The sequence below is a fragment of the Corynebacterium aquatimens genome, assembly GCF_030408395.1.
Lineage (GTDB): Bacteria > Actinomycetota > Actinomycetes > Mycobacteriales > Mycobacteriaceae > Corynebacterium > Corynebacterium aquatimens.
Genome location: NZ_CP046980.1, coordinates 771,614 through 787,471, shown reverse-complemented (window position 1 = coordinate 787,471; position 15,858 = coordinate 771,614). Strand labels below are relative to the sequence as shown.

Annotated in this window: 14 protein-coding genes; 5 read left to right on the top strand and 9 right to left on the bottom strand. The window is 61.5% G+C overall.

What is annotated here, in order from left to right; translation table 11 throughout:
* The first annotated feature begins 126 nt into the window (after positions 1–126).
* A complete protein-coding gene (locus tag CAQUA_RS03625) occupies positions 127–915 on the top strand; it encodes a DUF4191 domain-containing protein (protein WP_196824476.1) in 789 nt (262 codons plus the stop codon).
* Positions 916–1,040: 125 nt separating this feature from the next.
* Here CAQUA_RS03625 and CAQUA_RS03620 read toward each other — a convergent pair whose 3' ends face one another.
* The gene (locus tag CAQUA_RS03620) at positions 1,041–1,514 is read right to left on the bottom strand and encodes an RDD family protein (protein WP_196824477.1); all 474 of its coding nucleotides are present in this window, start codon (positions 1,512–1,514) and stop codon (positions 1,041–1,043) included.
* Positions 1,515–1,656: 142 nt separating this feature from the next.
* Here CAQUA_RS03620 and glnA point away from each other — a divergent pair, with 142 nt between their 5' ends.
* The 3 genes from glnA (at position 1,657) to CAQUA_RS03605 (ending at position 5,146) form a co-directional block, all read left to right on the top strand.
* Positions 1,657–3,066 (top strand): type I glutamate--ammonia ligase, encoded by a 1,410-nt coding sequence (gene glnA / locus CAQUA_RS03615; RefSeq protein ID WP_231375844.1) that lies wholly within the window; start codon positions 1,657–1,659, stop codon positions 3,064–3,066.
* Between the two features lie 31 nt (positions 3,067–3,097).
* On the top strand, positions 3,098–4,030 hold the full coding sequence (locus CAQUA_RS03610; RefSeq protein WP_290178713.1) for an SLAC1 family transporter: 933 nt from the start codon (positions 3,098–3,100) through the stop codon (positions 4,028–4,030).
* A 96-nt stretch (positions 4,031–4,126) separates the two neighbouring features.
* Positions 4,127–5,146, top strand: coding sequence for a hypothetical protein (locus CAQUA_RS03605; RefSeq protein WP_196824480.1), 1,020 nt, complete (start codon positions 4,127–4,129; stop codon positions 5,144–5,146).
* Here the strand turns inward: CAQUA_RS03605 and CAQUA_RS03600 are convergent.
* Both CAQUA_RS03600 and CAQUA_RS03595 read right to left on the bottom strand, forming a co-directional pair.
* The gene (locus CAQUA_RS03600) at positions 5,143–5,769 is read right to left on the bottom strand and encodes a GH25 family lysozyme (protein ID WP_196824481.1); all 627 of its coding nucleotides are present in this window, start codon (positions 5,767–5,769) and stop codon (positions 5,143–5,145) included. The genes CAQUA_RS03605 and CAQUA_RS03600 overlap by 4 nt on opposite strands.
* Entirely contained in the window at positions 5,766–6,293 is a 528-nt protein-coding gene (locus tag CAQUA_RS03595; protein ID WP_196824482.1) for an NUDIX domain-containing protein, read from the bottom strand. Before CAQUA_RS03595 ends, CAQUA_RS03600 begins: the two co-directional genes overlap by 4 nt.
* A 91-nt stretch (positions 6,294–6,384) precedes the next feature.
* Between CAQUA_RS03595 and CAQUA_RS03590 the strand changes: the two genes are divergently transcribed.
* Complete coding sequence (locus CAQUA_RS03590; RefSeq protein WP_196824483.1) at positions 6,385–7,128, top strand: hypothetical protein; 744 nt, start codon at positions 6,385–6,387, stop codon at positions 7,126–7,128.
* Between the two features lie 20 nt (positions 7,129–7,148).
* Here the strand turns inward: CAQUA_RS03590 and CAQUA_RS03585 are convergent, their stop codons facing one another.
* From CAQUA_RS03585 to CAQUA_RS03560, 6 genes are all read right to left on the bottom strand, one after another.
* The gene (locus CAQUA_RS03585; protein WP_196824484.1) at positions 7,149–8,768 is read right to left on the bottom strand and encodes a hypothetical protein; all 1,620 of its coding nucleotides are present in this window, start codon (positions 8,766–8,768) and stop codon (positions 7,149–7,151) included.
* Between the two features lie 143 nt (positions 8,769–8,911).
* Positions 8,912–9,613, bottom strand: coding sequence for a DUF3558 family protein (locus tag CAQUA_RS03580; protein ID WP_196824485.1), 702 nt, complete (start codon positions 9,611–9,613; stop codon positions 8,912–8,914).
* Positions 9,614–9,787: 174 nt separating this feature from the next.
* The gene (locus CAQUA_RS03575) at positions 9,788–11,032 is read right to left on the bottom strand and encodes a trypsin-like serine protease (RefSeq protein ID WP_231375426.1); all 1,245 of its coding nucleotides are present in this window, start codon (positions 11,030–11,032) and stop codon (positions 9,788–9,790) included.
* A 12-nt stretch (positions 11,033–11,044) separates the two neighbouring features.
* Positions 11,045–11,203 (bottom strand): hypothetical protein, encoded by a 159-nt coding sequence (locus tag CAQUA_RS03570; protein ID WP_196824486.1) that lies wholly within the window; start codon positions 11,201–11,203, stop codon positions 11,045–11,047.
* 39 nt (positions 11,204–11,242) lie between these two features.
* Entirely contained in the window at positions 11,243–12,703 is a 1,461-nt protein-coding gene (gene thrC / locus CAQUA_RS03565) for a threonine synthase (protein ID WP_196824487.1), read from the bottom strand.
* A 39-nt stretch (positions 12,704–12,742) separates the two neighbouring features.
* On the bottom strand, positions 12,743–15,847 hold the full coding sequence (locus tag CAQUA_RS03560) for a bifunctional [glutamine synthetase] adenylyltransferase/[glutamine synthetase]-adenylyl-L-tyrosine phosphorylase (RefSeq protein ID WP_196824488.1): 3,105 nt from the start codon (positions 15,845–15,847) through the stop codon (positions 12,743–12,745).
* Between the last annotated feature and the right edge of the window lie 11 nt (positions 15,848–15,858).

The window sequence follows — 15,858 nt, the reverse complement described above, 5'->3', positions numbered from 1 at the left end:
CAAAGGCGGTTCCCCACCCGGGGAGCCGCCTTTCTTCGTGGCCACTGGTGCCGGGAATCTGGGGAGGTGGCGTGCGACGTGGCCTGCCGGCCGTCGATAAGCGTGCTGTGGCATAGAGTGGAACGCATGGCTGATTCGAAGAACGCAGAGAAAGCTATGAAGAAAGAAGAGCGCGCGGCGAAGCGTGCTCAGCGAAAGCAGACAAGGTCGCAGATGATGCAGGCCTTCAATATGCAGCGCAAGCGGGACAAGAAACTCATTCCGTTCATGGTCCTGGCGGTGCTGGGTATGGCGCTGCTGTTCTTCCTGATCGGTCTGCTGTTCAACGGCCAGTGGTTCATGCTGGTGCTGGGTATTCTGGCCGGGCTTGTGCTGGCGATGTTCATCTTTACCCGCCGCATGGAATCCTCCATGTACGACGAGATCGGCGATATGCCGGGTGCCGGCGCGTGGGTTCTGGAAAACCTGCGCAACACGATGGGCGTCGTCTGGCTGACCAAGACCGCGGTCCAGGCGACCCCGCAGATGGATGTTGTGCACCGCGTCGTGGGCAACCCAGGCGTGGTGCTGGTCGGCGAGGGTAACGCCAAGCGCTTGCCGCAGATGATCGCGAAAGAGCGCAAGCAGATTGACAAACTCCTAGGCAACGTCCCGATCTACGAGATCATCGTGGGCAGCGATGAAGGCCAAGTCCCGCCGAAGAAGTTGCAGCGCGAGATGCTGAAGCTGCCGCGCAACTACAAAAAGGACGAGGTTTACACGGTCAACGCAAAGCTTGAGGCCATGGATAACGTCCGCGGCGGTCAACGCGCGGGCCTGCCGAAGGGGCCGATCCCGAAGCAGGCGCAATCCACTGCGGGAATGAACCGAAAGATGCGCCGCGCTCAAGAGCGTCAGGCGAAAAAGAAGAAGTAGAGGGTTAGGCCGGTTCGCGAAATTTTGCTTCCCTGACGCGCCAACAAAAACGGCCGATCCGCTGACCTGCGGTTTTAGGTTCGCTATCGAAAGTTGGAGACAAATTTCGCGAACCCGACTTTTTGCTAGGCCCTAATCACCGTGGTGAGCGTGGCGCGGTCGTGGAGCCCGCGCCCGTCGGCGTCGACGATGACCGCGGGGAAAATGAACGCGGTGAGTAACGTTCGGATCGCGGCGCGGGGGAAGCCCACGTGCTGCGTCGGATCATCAAGACGCGCCACACCCATGCCCAACACCGCCATGCCCGGCGTGCGTGCAAATAGCCAACCAGAGATAATGCCCAACACGATCCACAGCAGGTAGGTCATGGTGGCGACGTCGCCGAAGCGCGTGGTGTACATGTGAATGAACGCGGCGACGATCCAGCACATGGCCCAGTCGATGGCCACTGCGGCAGCGCGGCGCATCACGGACGCCTGCGCGCCCGGCCCGCTTTGGGGAAGGCCCAGGTTTTCCCCGGGCCAGCGACCGGGGGCGGTGAGGTCCTCTCCCCCGGGAATTTCGGGTCCGTCACGCCAGTCTCGCTTGGGGTTTGCCATAGGTGTTAAGGATAGAGGACGGGTCAAGCCACCGGTGCGTCCACCGGTTGGGCGTCGGATATCGGTACCATTGGAGGGGTTAGTTAACCACACGTACATCCAAGGAGTAACCCCCGTGTCATTCGGCAGTATCGACGAAACGATGAAGTACATCAAGGACGAGGGGGTTGAGTTCATCGACGTTCGCTTTACGGACGTTCCGGGCATCGAGCACCACTTCTCTATCCCTGCCTCCGAGTTTGATGAGGACGCGGTTGAGGAAGGTCTCGCGTTTGACGGGTCGTCGGTACGCGGCTTCACCTCCATCGATGAGTCGGACATGATCCTCGTGCCGGACTTGGCGACGGCGCATGTGGACCCCTTCCGCTCCACCAAGACGCTGAACATCAAGTTCTTTGTCAACGACCCCTTCACGCGCGAGCCGTTTAGCCGCGACCCTCGCAACGTTGCGCTGAAGGCGGAGGAATACCTCGCCTCCACGGGCATTGCTGACACCTGCTTCTTCGGCGCGGAGGCCGAGTTCTTCCTGTTCGATAGCGTTCGCTACTCGACGGAGGGACACGAGGCGTTCTACCACATCGACGCCATGGAAGGGTGGTGGAACCGTGGCCGTGAAACTGAGGCCGACGGCACGCCGAACCTTGGCTACAAGAACCGCGTGAAGGGCGGCTACTTCCCCGTTCCGCCGTACGACAAGACCGTGGAAATCCGCGATGACATGGTCAAGCAGCTGCAGAAGGTCGGCTTCGACGTTGAGCGTTTCCACCGTGAGGTGGGCAACGGTGGCCAGCAGGAGATCAACTACCGCTTCAACACCCTGCTCCACGCCGCGGATGACCTGCAGACGTTCAAGTACGTCATTAAGAACACGGCGTTCCAGCACGGCAAGGTCGTGACCTTCATGCCGAAGCCGATCGCTGGCGACAACGGCTCGGGCATGCACGCCCACCAGTCCCTGTGGAAGGACGGCGAGCCGCTGTTTTACGACGAGGCTGGTTACGGTGGCTTGAGCGACATCGCGCGTTTCTACATCGGCGGCATCCTGCACCACGCCCCAGCTGTCCTGGCGTTCACGAACCCGACGCTGAACTCCTACCACCGCTTGGTCAAGGGCTTCGAGGCGCCGATCAACCTGGTGTACTCGCAGCGCAACCGCTCCGCTGCCGTGCGCATTCCGATTACCGGTTCCAACCCGAAGGCCAAGCGCATCGAATTCCGCGCACCGGACCCCTCCGGCAACCCGTACTTGGGCTTCGCAGCCATGATGATGGCTGGTATCGACGGGATTAAGAACCGCATCGAGCCTCACGCCCCAGTGGACAAGGACCTCTACGAGCTCCCGCCGGAGGAAGCACAGACCATCCCGCAGGCACCGACTTCCCTGGAAGCCGTACTCGAAGCCCTGCAGGAGGACCACGACTTCCTGACCGAAGGCGACGTCTTCACCGAAGACCTCATCGAGGCATACACTGAGCTGAAGTACAACGACGAGATCATCCCGAACCGCCTGCGCCCCACCCCGCAGGAGTTTGAGATGTACTTCGACTGCTAAACGGCATGCGCGGGCAGATACCATATTGCCCGTGACTAATACTTCCAAGAAACTCCCTCCTGCTGGCCCCGCATGGGGCGGCAGCCTGATGGGCACGTCCATCGTGGCCCGCCTCATGGTTGAAGAGGGATTGATGATCACGTCAGGCATTTTCGCTGCGATTGCCTGCGTGATCTTTGTCGTTTTATGCGTGGGTTTTCTTCGCCACCGCCACCCCAGCTTTGAGCGGACCACCATGGCGGAATGGTCGATGTTCTTTATCGGCATATTGGCTCTTGGCGCAGCACTGTCCGGGTTGACGGACATGGGGATCTTCCGTCTTGTCGCGTTTTGGGTCGCTGGTCCCGCCAGCGTGATCACGTGGGCGATTCAGCTCACTCATTTCCACGGTCCACCTAAGTTCACCTGGGGTTTGCCATTGGTGGGGCCAATGATTTCAGCGTCCCTGGCCGGTTACCTCGCACAAGATTTCGGGGAGCCTTACGTAACGCTGGGCACAGCACTGTTCCTAATGTCCCTGCTTACCGCAGTTCCGGTGTTCATTTACGTCTACGTGGCAGCGTGGCGTGGCCGGGTTGATCTTTCTGGCGCCCAGTCCGCTACAGCCTGGGTGCCGCTGGGCGTTGTGGGTCAATCGACCACCGCACTGCAGGTGCTGCACCCCGGAGCGTTTTCGATTTACTACGGCCTTGGGGCCCTGGTAATAGCAATCCCGCTTGCCATCTACGCGATGATCACGTTCTACCCCAACGTTGCCAGGTGGGTTGACTACTCCCCGTCGTGGTGGGCGTGTACCTTCCCGCCAGGCACCGTGAGCATGGGCGGCCACCAAGTCGCGCTGGTAAAAGGGTCCGAGTGGCTCGACGTAGTAGCGCTGAGCATCCCAGTTCTCCTGGTCACCCACTGGGCGTTGTGCTCTGGGCGTTTCCTCACCTGGTTTAAACAATCCACAACTTCCGCGTAAATGCCTAATAACGCATTCACCGAATCTTCCTGAGAAAAAGATACGAAGCTGCTGTACACTCAGGCCCGTTATATTTCCAAAGCGTGGAAGGTAATCATGTCTAACCCAAATCAATGGGGCGACCCCAACCAGGGCCCGTTCAACCAAGGCCAGTTCGGTCAGGATCAGCCGGCCCAGGGGCAGCCTAGCGGCCAGGGTCAGTGGGGTGCTCCGAACCAGGGCCAGTTCAACCAGAACCAGCCAGCTCAGGGTCAGCCGGTTCAGGGGCAGCCGAGCGGCCAGGGTCAGTGGGGTGCTCCGAACCAGGGCCAGTTCAACCAGAACCAGCCAGCTCAGGGGCAGTCTAACGGCCAGAACCAGTGGGGCCAGCCCAACCAGGGCACTTCAGCTGTGAAGACTTCGACCGACATGCCAGCGTGGCCGACGTGGGTCTACGCCGCGCTGGGTCTGCTCACGCTACTCACCAGTTTCTTGTCGGTGCTCAAGTTCGGCGCCAGCTTCGGTGAGTATGGCAGCTTCTCCCTGAACATGAACTGGTGGGGCCAAGCGAAAGCAACCGCGGACTCTCCGTTTGCTGGCAAGGACTGGGAAACCGGCGCCGTCGCTGACGCACCCTTCTTCATCATCTGCACTCTCGGGGCGATCGGGCTGTACGTCGCGGCTGCGGTCTTAATCTTCCTGAAGAAAGACAAGATCGCTTCCTACCTGGGTATCGGCGGCGCAGCGCTTCAGCTCATCGCGGTCATTCTAGCGATCTTTGATAAGGACTCCGGTGACTACATCGAGGGTGATTTCGGCGCGGGCTGGTACCTGTGGCTACTCTTTGCCATCCTGGGGCTGGCGTTCTCGATCTTCTACATGCTGAAAGGACAGTCGGGCATCGAATCCACATTCTCCGGTGCCAACAAGTCCGGCGGCAACAACCAGCTGAACCCGGCCAACAACCAGTGGGCCCCGCAGCCGGGCAACTACACGGCTCCGGGTCAGGCGCCGCAGCAGAACTTTGGCCAGCCGGGCCAGAACCAGCCGGGCCAGAACCAGCCGGGTCAGAACCAGCAGTGGGGTCAGCAGAACCAGTGGGGCCAGCCAGGTAACAACTTCGGTTCCAACGGCTAGAAAGCCAGGTTGAGGTCTACCTCAACCCCGTCAATGAGCGCCCGCGACGTGCATTGCCACATCGCGGGCGTTGGCATTCCCAGCGCCGTGGGGCGCGTGCCGACGAGAGCTGCAACAGCATCGATTACTCCCGACGGTTCATCTTCCGCAATCTCATCCAGGTCCACGATCGGGTTGGCACCCCAGTGCGCTAACCACAGCGCCCCGAACTGGGCCGGGCTGGTGAGCAACATGTGCCGCCGCCAATAGGACGTGGTCGTATACACCCCGGCCACGGGGATTCCGCGAGCTGAAAATTCATCATGCGCCGCCGCGACATCACCGCGGCTAAGCCCAGCCGGCGATTCCACATCGATCCACATGGGTACCCCCACCGCACCGGCCGCATCCAGTACAGCAACCGCGGCGTCCACCTGTTCGGCGATCGTCGTTCCTTCGCGTGGGGACCGGAGGTAGTGGTAGGCCGAGGTCGGGAGCTGAAACCTCGTCGATAAGCGAAAATGCTCTGAAAACGCGCCGTCACGGTACGTACCATCAGTGGTGCGCAGAACCACGAAATCTAGTGGCGCGCGACTGAAATCAAGGCCTGCTTGGTGCTCCGACAGGTCGACGCCGAGCCTCACCGCTTCGACAGCCCCATGCGCGGAGCGAACGACGTGGGGCTCTTCCGCTGGGCAACCGCATCCGCGATAACGAGGCGCCATCGCGGGTCCTCGACCGGCATGTGCAGAATCGAAAACCACCCCACGTCACTGGATTCATCATCACCCACGACAGGATCCACGAGCTCACTGCCAATCACCTCAAGCCGCAGCGACGTGGCCATGTAACTGCACATATCCCCATTCGCGTGCTCGACGGGGCCCACCGCACCAACGCCGAGGATAGCGACCGCCTTGGCATCAATACCTGTCTCTTCACGCACTTCCCGCTCCGCGGCCTCATGGGCCTCCTCCCCCGGGTCGCAGATCCCCGTCACCGGCGTCCATGCACCGTTGTCAGACCGCTTGACCAGCAAAACCTCCGGCGTCGCCCACGGTGAATCGTCCGTGGAATCACGCAACACCACCGCAGTTACCGACGGTAACCACATCAAGTCCTTACCGATCTTCTTGCGGGTTTCCACGATGAATTCGGGGATGGGCATGAACACTCCTTTGCTTCGTTTCTTTCCGTGCCAACTCTTCCGTGCCAAGTCTACGGACAGCCCCCGCACTGCGTTAAGCTTATAGGCCATCATGAGCACCCAGGAAGAGAAAAAGAAGACCGTTATTCAGCGGCTTCCTCTTCCCGCATTTCTCCTGCTCTACGCCGTTGCGATCATCCTCGGCGTGCTCTTGGTGGCAAACCTGGTGAACTACAACGACGGCCCAGCCCGCACCACAGTGGTGACGCAAACAACCTACGTCTATCCACCACCCACCCCGGTAAAAAACCAAGCCAACGTCAACAAAGTCATCCGGCCTGACCTGATCGCCAACTCGCACACCGCCACAACCGAAACCGGCGTTGTTGTCACCGGCACCTTGACCGAAGCAGCCATGGCAAACATCCCCGAACTATCGCGGCACACCAGCGATCTGTTGCAACACGATTGCATCGACTCCATGACATTGACCGCCCCGGACAACATGCGGCTTTCCTTCACCGGCTACTGCTTCAGCAGCAACGATCCCCGCTCCACCCAGCGCCTCATCGAATTCGCCCTGACCAACGGCGCCGACTCAGTAGAGTTTTCCAACTTCCCCAGCCGCTTTTTCAAAACCCATGCGTCCATCCGCTGGTTCGCCGATTCCGACACCACCGCCAAGAATCTTTTGAACACGTCGAATTCACTGCGCCGCCCACCGGACATCGAAGCCATCAAACTCTACGCATTCACCCCCGACACACTCCACCAAGTAACCAAAATGAAAGGCCGCCCCGACCATCATTCCGTCGGCCCCATCTCCACCCCCGGCGACGGCAACAAGTCCCGCTAAACCACAAACGACACGCCCAACTACCGCTGCGGCTCGCGCACCCACGCCCCAATCACACCCGGCACAACCGCCTTCCCCTCCCCGAGCAACGCCCGCAAATTCCCATCACGTTCCACCGCCGACGTCACCGCCTTCACCGCACCGTCCGCACCATTTTTCCGATCCCCCCGACGCGCCCCAGCCACACCAGCGCCGCCAGCACTAGCCACCCCACTGCGACCCGCACCTGCCCGGCCACCATTGTTTCCACCAGCCCCCACAACCGTCGACGAACCAGCCCCAGCGCCACCGGCACCCACACCACCAGCGCCGTATCCGCCAGCACCCAATCCGCCAGCACCAAAACCACCCCGGCCAAACCCCGGCCCTGCACCGGTTCCCCCGCCTAGGCCACCAACGCCACCCGGTCGTCCGGAACCACCAGCACCCGCGCCACCGGACCCACCAAATCCGCCAAGTCCACCCAGTGGCGCAAATCCACCAGCACCAGCACCGGCACCAGCACCCGCCGGCGAAACACCAACCCCACCTGGCGACATACCGACTCCACCAGAACCCACACCAAAGCCTGGACCACCGCCAGTGCCCAGACCACCAGCACCCAGACCACCAGGCACACCACCACCTGCACCCGGCATCCCAGTAGTCACCGGCGGCAACGACGGCGCACCGGCACTAGCAATCTGCGTCGGCGTCGCACCCTCTGCGATTGACGCCAGCATGTCCGGATTCGGCCGCCCGTATTGCTCAATCACATCCACCGGTGACGTCGCCGCCGCTAAATCCCTATACCCAGCGTGGTTAAGCGCATCTTGCACCACCGTGGGTAACGGCGTCGCCCCAAATCCAGCAACCACTGGTGCCGCCCCCGCCGCAGTGGATAACGCACCACCTGAATGCGCACCCAACGGCGGCAAAAGCTGCCGGAAACCCGGAACCGTCGGCACAAGCTCAGACGTTAACTTCCCACCAAACGCCGACAGGAATGCCTCTTCCATCGCCTTCGCCGCCGCAGGATTACCCTGCGCCCTCACGACGGACAACAACACCGCCGCCTGCAGCGTGTTCGCCTCAGTCACCGTCACCAAATTCGTCGTATGCGCCGCCAACGCCCCAGCATTCGCCGCGTATTGTCCCCCGGCCGCTCCAATTTGGTTCAAAGTCGCAATAGCCTTAGCGACGAAAGGTGTCTCCGCCGACGACGCCAACGCCCCCACGGCCGCCGGAATCTGCCCCACTGCCTCCGTTACCGCCCCCGCAGTATCCGTCCAGTTCGCCGCAATCGCCGACATCGATCCCACATCACTCGATGCCAACTGCCCAGTGACGATGTCCAAACTCACCGGCCGCCCCGCCACCGCCGGCGACGCATTGAAGTGGTTCGTCGTCGGGTTAACCACCGACGCCGTCATCACCGGCGCCACCGTACTATCCCACGCATTCTGCGCCGCCGAGCCCATCAATCCCAACGCCGCCAAGTTGTCCCCGATACTCGTATCCAACAACTCCACCGACACCAACTGCGACGACAACAACTCCACCACATCACCAAAGTGATCCGCCAACGCCTTCGTCGCCTCCGGCTGCGACACCGACGAAATCAACCCATGCATCCCACCCGACTGATCCAGGCCCGACACCTGGGAAAAGGTGGTGCCCGTAAAGTAATTTTGAAGTCCGGATTTTCGAAGTAGTGGTTTTTGAGCTGCAAGCAGCCCATCTATAGCTGCACGAACGCCTTCCGTTTGGATATTGAGCATTTTTCTCCCCCTGTTACTTGGTTTTAAAGCGTGTAAAGCCCCTCTAGAAGGTGGCCAGCAGTTTCACAAAGTTTGTCGAAACGAGCCCCGCCACGAATTGCGGTAGCACCGATTCCCACGTGTCCTCGTTCGGTATCGACTGCGACAATGCAAGTTTCTTCTCCTGGCGTGTGTCCCCTGTACCTGAACGAATTCGGAATTTGGGTCGTATACGGTTCAGCCGAAGTGTTCCACTCCTGAATATTTTCCATCGATCGCGGGATCGTGAAAAGGTTCAAGACATAATTCGGATGGTTATCATCAATGCCACACGCAATACCGCCAACGTTGGTAATAAACGTCGATTTTTGATCAGCCTCAAGGCCCACCGCGGCGAATTCTTCTGCAGAGATCTCGGTGCATGGGTCGAAGAGGTTGTCTTTGATCTCTTCGTAGTCGAAGTCGCCAAGTTCGAGGTCGCCGCTTTGGAAATGGAATGCGGGCCGGTCCTCGCTGTGGTTTTCGGAGACAGCGTCGGTGTCGGAAACGGCGTCGGCGCCGGAGTTGGTGTTGGCGGCGGAAGAATTGCTACGGGTATCCCCGGGTGGATAGTCGTCCCCGGGGATACCCGTACCCCCCTCAGTGCAACTTGACGTTGCACAAGCTACTACTGACAAGCTTGCGAGGAGAACGGCGCGGTAGCGGTGGGCGCGGGTGCCCGTGGTTGCTGATGCGCGTGTACTCACTCCGCCATACCCCCATATGTCCGGTGGATCTCGCTGCCAGCGGTATCCGCTGGTGTCGCTGTCTGTTGTAGCTAAGACCGATGATGGCATAGGTGGGGACCGTCGAAAAGCGAAAATTGCACACTATAGTGTGCAAGGAAAGGTTGCGGAGGGGGCTGATCTGTGCTGACCGGGCTACCACGCCTGGTCGATCCACAACGCGTCAGGGACGACTTTGTCAATGACCTGCGTGACCTGCTCATACGAGGAGTAGGACATTGTCTTGTCCTTAGAATCAGGGGCATCGCACGGTTCTTTGGCGCGGCCAGCCTCCGTCCCGGAAACGACGCCGATGATCGCGGCGCGGCCGGAGACTTCGTAGAAAACGGGTCCGCCGGAATCACCGGGTAACGCGCACACTTTACCGAGGTCGCCGTTGGTTTCCCGCTCTTCATCACCATCGGTGCGGATGATCTGTGCGCGGTCGGATGCTTCGAACGTGCCGCACGTGTAGCCGGTCGTGCCGCCGGTTTTGCAGATCTTGTTCCCTTTCTTCATGTCACCCGTGTAAAGCCCGGTGGGGATGACATCGCCGACGAGCGGCATGTAGCGGTCGGGGTCGGTGATTTCAATAATGCCGACGTCGATGTTTTCAGCCCCTGGACTGGATAAACCGGAGTAGATGAACTTGCCTGCTTCGCGCTTGTAGTCAGCCGCGGTGGAGGCAGATGTGGGCCACACAAGGTCACCTTCATCGCCGCAGTGGCCAGCAGTGACGGCGTAATTCTTTCCCGCGGCGCTGCTGAAGCTAAACGCAACCGTGCAGGTCTGCGCCGTGAAGTGTTCCCCGGGTTGCGGGTAATGGTCCGTCGAGGCGATGAGCGTTCCCGGCGCCCACATGGCCATTTCAGGCACGCGAACCTTAGGTACTTCAGGGCGCTCTTCCGCAGGAATGCCCTCGGGCGGGCGACGCGCCGCGGAATTTTCCTGACGCTCCTGCGAACGCATCGTGGTCCAATCCTCATTTGACATCGCGATCCATGCGACCGAGGCAATGGTGAAACCTAGAACCATGAGGAACGCGATCCACAAGGTCAGTGCGACCCCCGTATTGCGCGGGGGCTCTTCGAAGGCCACGTGGTCCGCCCCGAAAGGCGGCCCTTGGTAGTGCGGGTGGCCGGGCGGCGGGCCCAGCTGGCGGCGCTGAGGAGGCTGATTCCCAGGCGCTTGCTGCCGGCGTTGTGGGGCTGTGCGCTGCCCGTTAGCAGGCGTTGGTCGCCGACCCGGTGGCGGCGTAGGTCGTTGCTGTGGCTGGCGCGGCTGCTGCTGCGGCGGGCGCTGGCCGGTTTGGCGCTGTTCGGGACGCAGAGCGTGTTTGGGCCCGGCGTGGCGGCGTGGCTGGTCGGGCCGTGCGCCGCGGCCGGGCTGCTGGGGCTCCATGATTGGGGGAGGTTACTCGGACGCGGAAGTTCCCGGGTTAGCGGTGTCGGTGGAGTCGGATTCGTGTGCGGCTTCGTTCTCCATGTCCTTTTGGATCTTTAGGTCGCGGAGGAACTTCTTCGGGTCGAACTCGGTGTAGTGCTCGGGGCCGGCGAATGTTTCTTGTGCCATAGTTCACGTGTCCTTTCGTGGCTGATGAGCGGGTTGGTCTTAGTTGGTGTGCTCGGCGATGAAGTCCTTGACCGCCTGGGCGTCGTTCGGCATGTCCACGACTGTGCGCGGGGCGTCGAGGATGCCTTCGAAGCGCTGTGGAACCTCGGGTTCGCGGCCGATCGCTTCGACGATGGTCTCGGAGAACTTTACTGGCAGAGCGGTTTCCAGCACGACGATGGGGCTATCCACACCATCGGCGTGGGCGGCAGCGGCGCACAAACCATCGGCAGTGTGGGGGTCAACGATCACACCGTGGTCGTCGTAGGTCTTCTTGATCATCGCTAGGCGGTCAGCGTGGCTCGACGTTGCGGATAGAAAACCGAATTGCTCGCGGATAGCGGACATTTCTTCGTCGTCAAGCGTGAAGCCGCCCTGCTTGACCTGCGTGCCAAAGAGGTCAGCGGTGCGCGCGGCGTCGCGGCCCAGCACGTCGAAGATGAAGCGTTCGAAGTTTGAGGCCTTGGAGATGTCCATCGACGGCGAGGACGTGGCGTGGGTTTCCGCGGCGGAGCGCGGACGGTAGTCGCCGGTGGTGAAGAACTCGTTGAGCACGTCGTTCTCATTGGTGGCAACGATCAGCTTGTCAATGGGCACGCCCATCTGTTTCACAATGTGGCCTGCGCAAATGTCGCCGAAGTTGCCGGTCGGGACGGAGAAGGACACCTTCTGCGGTGCTGCACCGTCGGCGGGGGCTTCGGTGACCTTGAGGTAGCTGGAGATGTAGTACACGGTCTGCGCGAGCAGGCGCGCCCAGTTAATGGAGTTCACGGCGCCGATGCGGTGGGCGGCTTTGAACTCAGGGTCGGAGTTGACCTCTTTGACCACGTCCTGGCAGTCATCGAAGACGCCGTCAAGCGCGATGTTGAACACGTTGGGCTCGTCCAGGCCGAACATTTGCGCCTGCTGGAATTCCGTCATGCGGCCAGCGGGAGTGAGCATGAAGACGTTGATGTTGTCGCGGCCGCGCATTGCGTACTCAGCGCTCGAGCCGGTGTCGCCAGACGTCGCGCCGAGGATGTTCAGCTCCTGGCCGCGGCGCTCCAGCTCGTACTCAAAGAGCTCGCCGAGCAGCTGCATCGCCATGTCCTTGAACGCGGCGGTCGGACCCTCCGACAGGTGCGCAAGGTAGACGGTCGTGCTTTCCTCACCAGCATCCGTCAGCGCCGTCACCGGCACGATTTCCTCCGTGGAAAACGCCGGCGTGCGGTACGCGTTCGCTGTTAGTCGCGCGATCTCATCAGGCTCAATGTCGGGCACAAATAGCTTAACGACGGCCGCGGCTAGCGCCGCGTACCCTTCGGTTTCAAGCAGCCTGCGCCACGATTCAAGCAGTTCGGCATCGACCTGCGGGTACTCGCTAGGCAGGTAAAGCCCGCCGTCGGGGGCAAGGCCAGAGAGCAGGATGTCGGTGAACGCAAACGGGGTTGCGGTGGTGTCGCGCGTTGAGATGTAGTCCACCCGTCGAAGTGTAGCCGGTTAACCTTACCGGCAGGCGCACTACTCGAATTCCAGCGACGGAGCCTCGCCCCAGAAGACCTCCTCGACCACCCGGTGGGCCCGGCGCGTGACTTTAAGGTAGCGCTCCAAAAAGGCCTGGGGCTCCTGCGGATCGAATCCGGCAGCACCGGCGACGACGGCGAGCTGCTGGCCCGGGCCGGGCAGTTGGTCCATGCGCTTGCCTGTGACCAGAACCAAAGCGTTACGCGCCTTCGTGGCTATCAACCACGCGTCCTTGAGTTTGCGGGCCTGGGACTGCTCAATGATGCCGTCGGCCTCGGCGGTCTCCAGGAAGTCTAAGACCTCCAGCGTGGACGTATTGTGAAGCTCATCAAAGGTGTGCGCGTGCATCATGGTGAGCAACTGCACGGTCCACTCCACATCGGACAGCGCGCCTCGCCCCAGCTTGGTGTGCGTAGCACGATCAGCCCCGCGCGGCAGACGCTCATTGTCCACACGCGCCTTGATGCGGCGGATTTCCCGGATGTCCGCATCGGTGGCGCCGCCATCGGGGTAGCGGAACTGGTCAATCATGCGCAGGAACTTCTCCCCGACCTCATGGTCACCGGCTACAAGCGCTGCACGGAGAAGAGCTTGCTTCTCCCACACCTCGCCCCATTCCTTGTAGTAGCGCTCATACGACGCGATCGTGCGGACTACTGCACCGGAGCGCCCCTCTGGACGCAGACCAAGGTCCACTTCCAGCGGCGGGTCCGACGACGGCTTAGCTAGGCGTTTCCTCAACTGGTCCACGATGCGGGCGGCCCACGCGATGGGATCGCTCTCGTTCGACGTCTTGGCTTCGTTTGACCGTGTGTCCTCGTTTGACGGGGTAAACCCGTCAAACGGTTCGGCGACGATGATGACGTCCGCGTCGGAGCCGTAGCCCAGTTCCGCGCCGCCGAGGCGGCCCATGCCGATCACGGCGATGCGGGCTGGGGGTTCCTCGAGGCCCTGCTCGGCGAGGTCGGCGCGGATTTCTGCGCGTAATCCTGCTTCCAGCACGGCGTCCCACACCCAGGACAGTTGGTCGCAGACCTGTCGGACGTCCATGAGGCCCAGTAGGTCGGCTGCGGCGATGCGGGCTAATTCGGCGCGGCGCAGTGAACGGGCAACGGACACGGCCTTGTCCGGGTCTGCATGGCGTTTCGTTGCCGCGATGAGTGCCTTGTAGACCCGATCGGGTGCCGCGTCGAGCAGCTTGGGTTGGCTCGCGCCGTCGCTCAGCAGCTTCACCACGTCCGGCGCAGAAATAAAAAGCTCAGCCGCGTAGGGGGACGTGCCCAGGATGTGCATGAGGCGTTCGCCGACCACCCCTTCGTCGCGAAGCATGCGCAAGAACCAGGACTTGTCCACGGCGGCCTCAGACAGCTTGCGGTAGTTGAGCAAGCCCGCGTCGGGGTCCGCTGTCTCCCCCAGCCACACCATGAGCGTGGGCAGCAAAATGGCTTGCAGCTTTGCTTTGCGGGAGCGCCCTTCGGCGAGCGAGCGGAGGTGCTCGTACGCGCGGTCAGGGTGCTTGTAACCAAGCGCTTTGAGCTGCGCTTTCGCCGCGTCAGGGGTGAGCGATGCTTCGCCGATGCTCATGCCCGCAATCGTGTTCAGCAGCGGACGGTAGAAGAGACGTGAGTGCAGGTCGGAGACGTATTTACGCTGAGTTTTCAGGTGCTTTTCCATCCCCTGCACGGCCGAAATTTTCGGCGTGGAGGTGAATCCGGACGTCAGGGCCAACCAACGGCGGGCTTTTGCATCCGATTCTTCCGGTAGCGTGTGCGTGCGCTTGAAGCGGTGCAGTTGCAGACGGTGCTCTAAAAGGCGCAGGAATTCGTAGGCCTCAATCAGCGCCTTGGAATCTTCACGGCCGACATACCCGCCGGCGGCGAGAGCCTCAATCGCGGCGACGGTGTTTTTCACCCGCACCGATTCGTCGATACGCCCGTGCACGAGCTGGAGTAGCTGGACGGCGAACTCAACGTCGCGTAAGCCCCCAGGCCCCAGCTTGAGCTCACGCGGCTTGACGTCCGCGGGCACATTGTCCAGCACGCGGCGGCGCATCGCTTGAACGTCTTCAACGAAGGATTCGCGCTGGCTGGCCTCCCACACCATGGGACTTAACGCATCGCGGTAGGCGGCTCCGAGCTCCATGTTGCCCGTCATCGGACGAGCCTTGAGCAGTGCTTGGAATTCCCAGGTTTCCGCCCACCGCTTGTAGTACGCAACGTGGGATTCCAGCGTGCGCACGAGCGCGCCGGATTTTCCTTCGGGCCGCAGGTTAGCATCCACGTCGAAGAAGGCCGAGTTTCCCACAGCGGTGAACTCGCTGGCCACGCGGGTGATTTTCGCCGTTGCCTCAGAAGCTACGAAGATCACGTCCACATCAGAGATGTAGTTCAGCTCCCGCGCGCCGCACTTGCCCATCGCGATCACCGCAATGTCATCATCCCGCTCAGCGTCGCCGTATGCGGAGCGCACGGCCACCGCTAACGCCGCGGTCAGCGCCGCGTCCGCAATCGTGGTGAGCATCTCCGTGAGGTCTTTGTAACCGATCTCAGGTTCATTCGTGCCATGGCCCTTGAACCCCGCGTAGGTTCCGGCAAGGTCCGCCGCCGCGACCCGCATCACCAGCGTGCGGTAGGCGTTTTTCAGCGCGCGCTTCGCTTCAATTCCATCTTCTGCCGCGCGGTAGGTGCCGGGGGTGGACAAATCATCGCTCGCCGTCGGGTCACCCGGTTCCGGCGTCGCGTCTACTGCAGAAAGCATCGCCTGAAACATCTCTTCCCGCGTGGGCAGCGGCTGGGCTATCAGTCGCCACAGCTGCGGGTGCGCCACCAAGTGGTCCCCCAGCGCCGTCGACCCGCCGAGCAGGGCAAAGAGCCTGATACGCAGCGTCTCATCGGACTCGAGAGCGTCCGCCAGCTCGTCATAGTCATCGCCCAAAGCATCCGCTAATCGACGACTGGTCGCCAGCGTCAAGTCCGGATTACCCGATCCGCCGAGTGCATAAAGCACATCGGTGCCGCTCCACTGCAGGGCATCGAGATCTTGCTGCGCTGTCTTTCCGCTTAACCCGAAGATCGACGGGGAAGGTGTGCTCGCGCGCGCCATGGAAATAATCT

Coding starts and splice junctions, on each gene's coding strand:
- CAQUA_RS03575 (WP_231375426.1), bottom strand. CDS start 11,032: ATGGAGCCCCAGCAGCCCGGCCGCGGCGCACGGCCCGACCAGCCACGC.
- CAQUA_RS03620 (WP_196824477.1), bottom strand. CDS start 1,514: ATGGCAAACCCCAAGCGAGACTGGCGTGACGGACCCGAAATTCCCGGG.
- CAQUA_RS03590 (WP_196824483.1), top strand. CDS start 6,385: ATGAGCACCCAGGAAGAGAAAAAGAAGACCGTTATTCAGCGGCTTCCT.
- glnA (WP_231375844.1), top strand. CDS start 1,657: ATGAAGTACATCAAGGACGAGGGGGTTGAGTTCATCGACGTTCGCTTT.
- CAQUA_RS03570 (WP_196824486.1), bottom strand. CDS start 11,203: ATGGCACAAGAAACATTCGCCGGCCCCGAGCACTACACCGAGTTCGAC.
- CAQUA_RS03605 (WP_196824480.1), top strand. CDS start 4,127: ATGTCTAACCCAAATCAATGGGGCGACCCCAACCAGGGCCCGTTCAAC.
- CAQUA_RS03625 (WP_196824476.1), top strand. CDS start 127: ATGGCTGATTCGAAGAACGCAGAGAAAGCTATGAAGAAAGAAGAGCGC.
- CAQUA_RS03595 (WP_196824482.1), bottom strand. CDS start 6,293: ATGCCCATCCCCGAATTCATCGTGGAAACCCGCAAGAAGATCGGTAAG.
- CAQUA_RS03560 (WP_196824488.1), bottom strand. CDS start 15,847: ATGGCGCGCGCGAGCACACCTTCCCCGTCGATCTTCGGGTTAAGCGGA.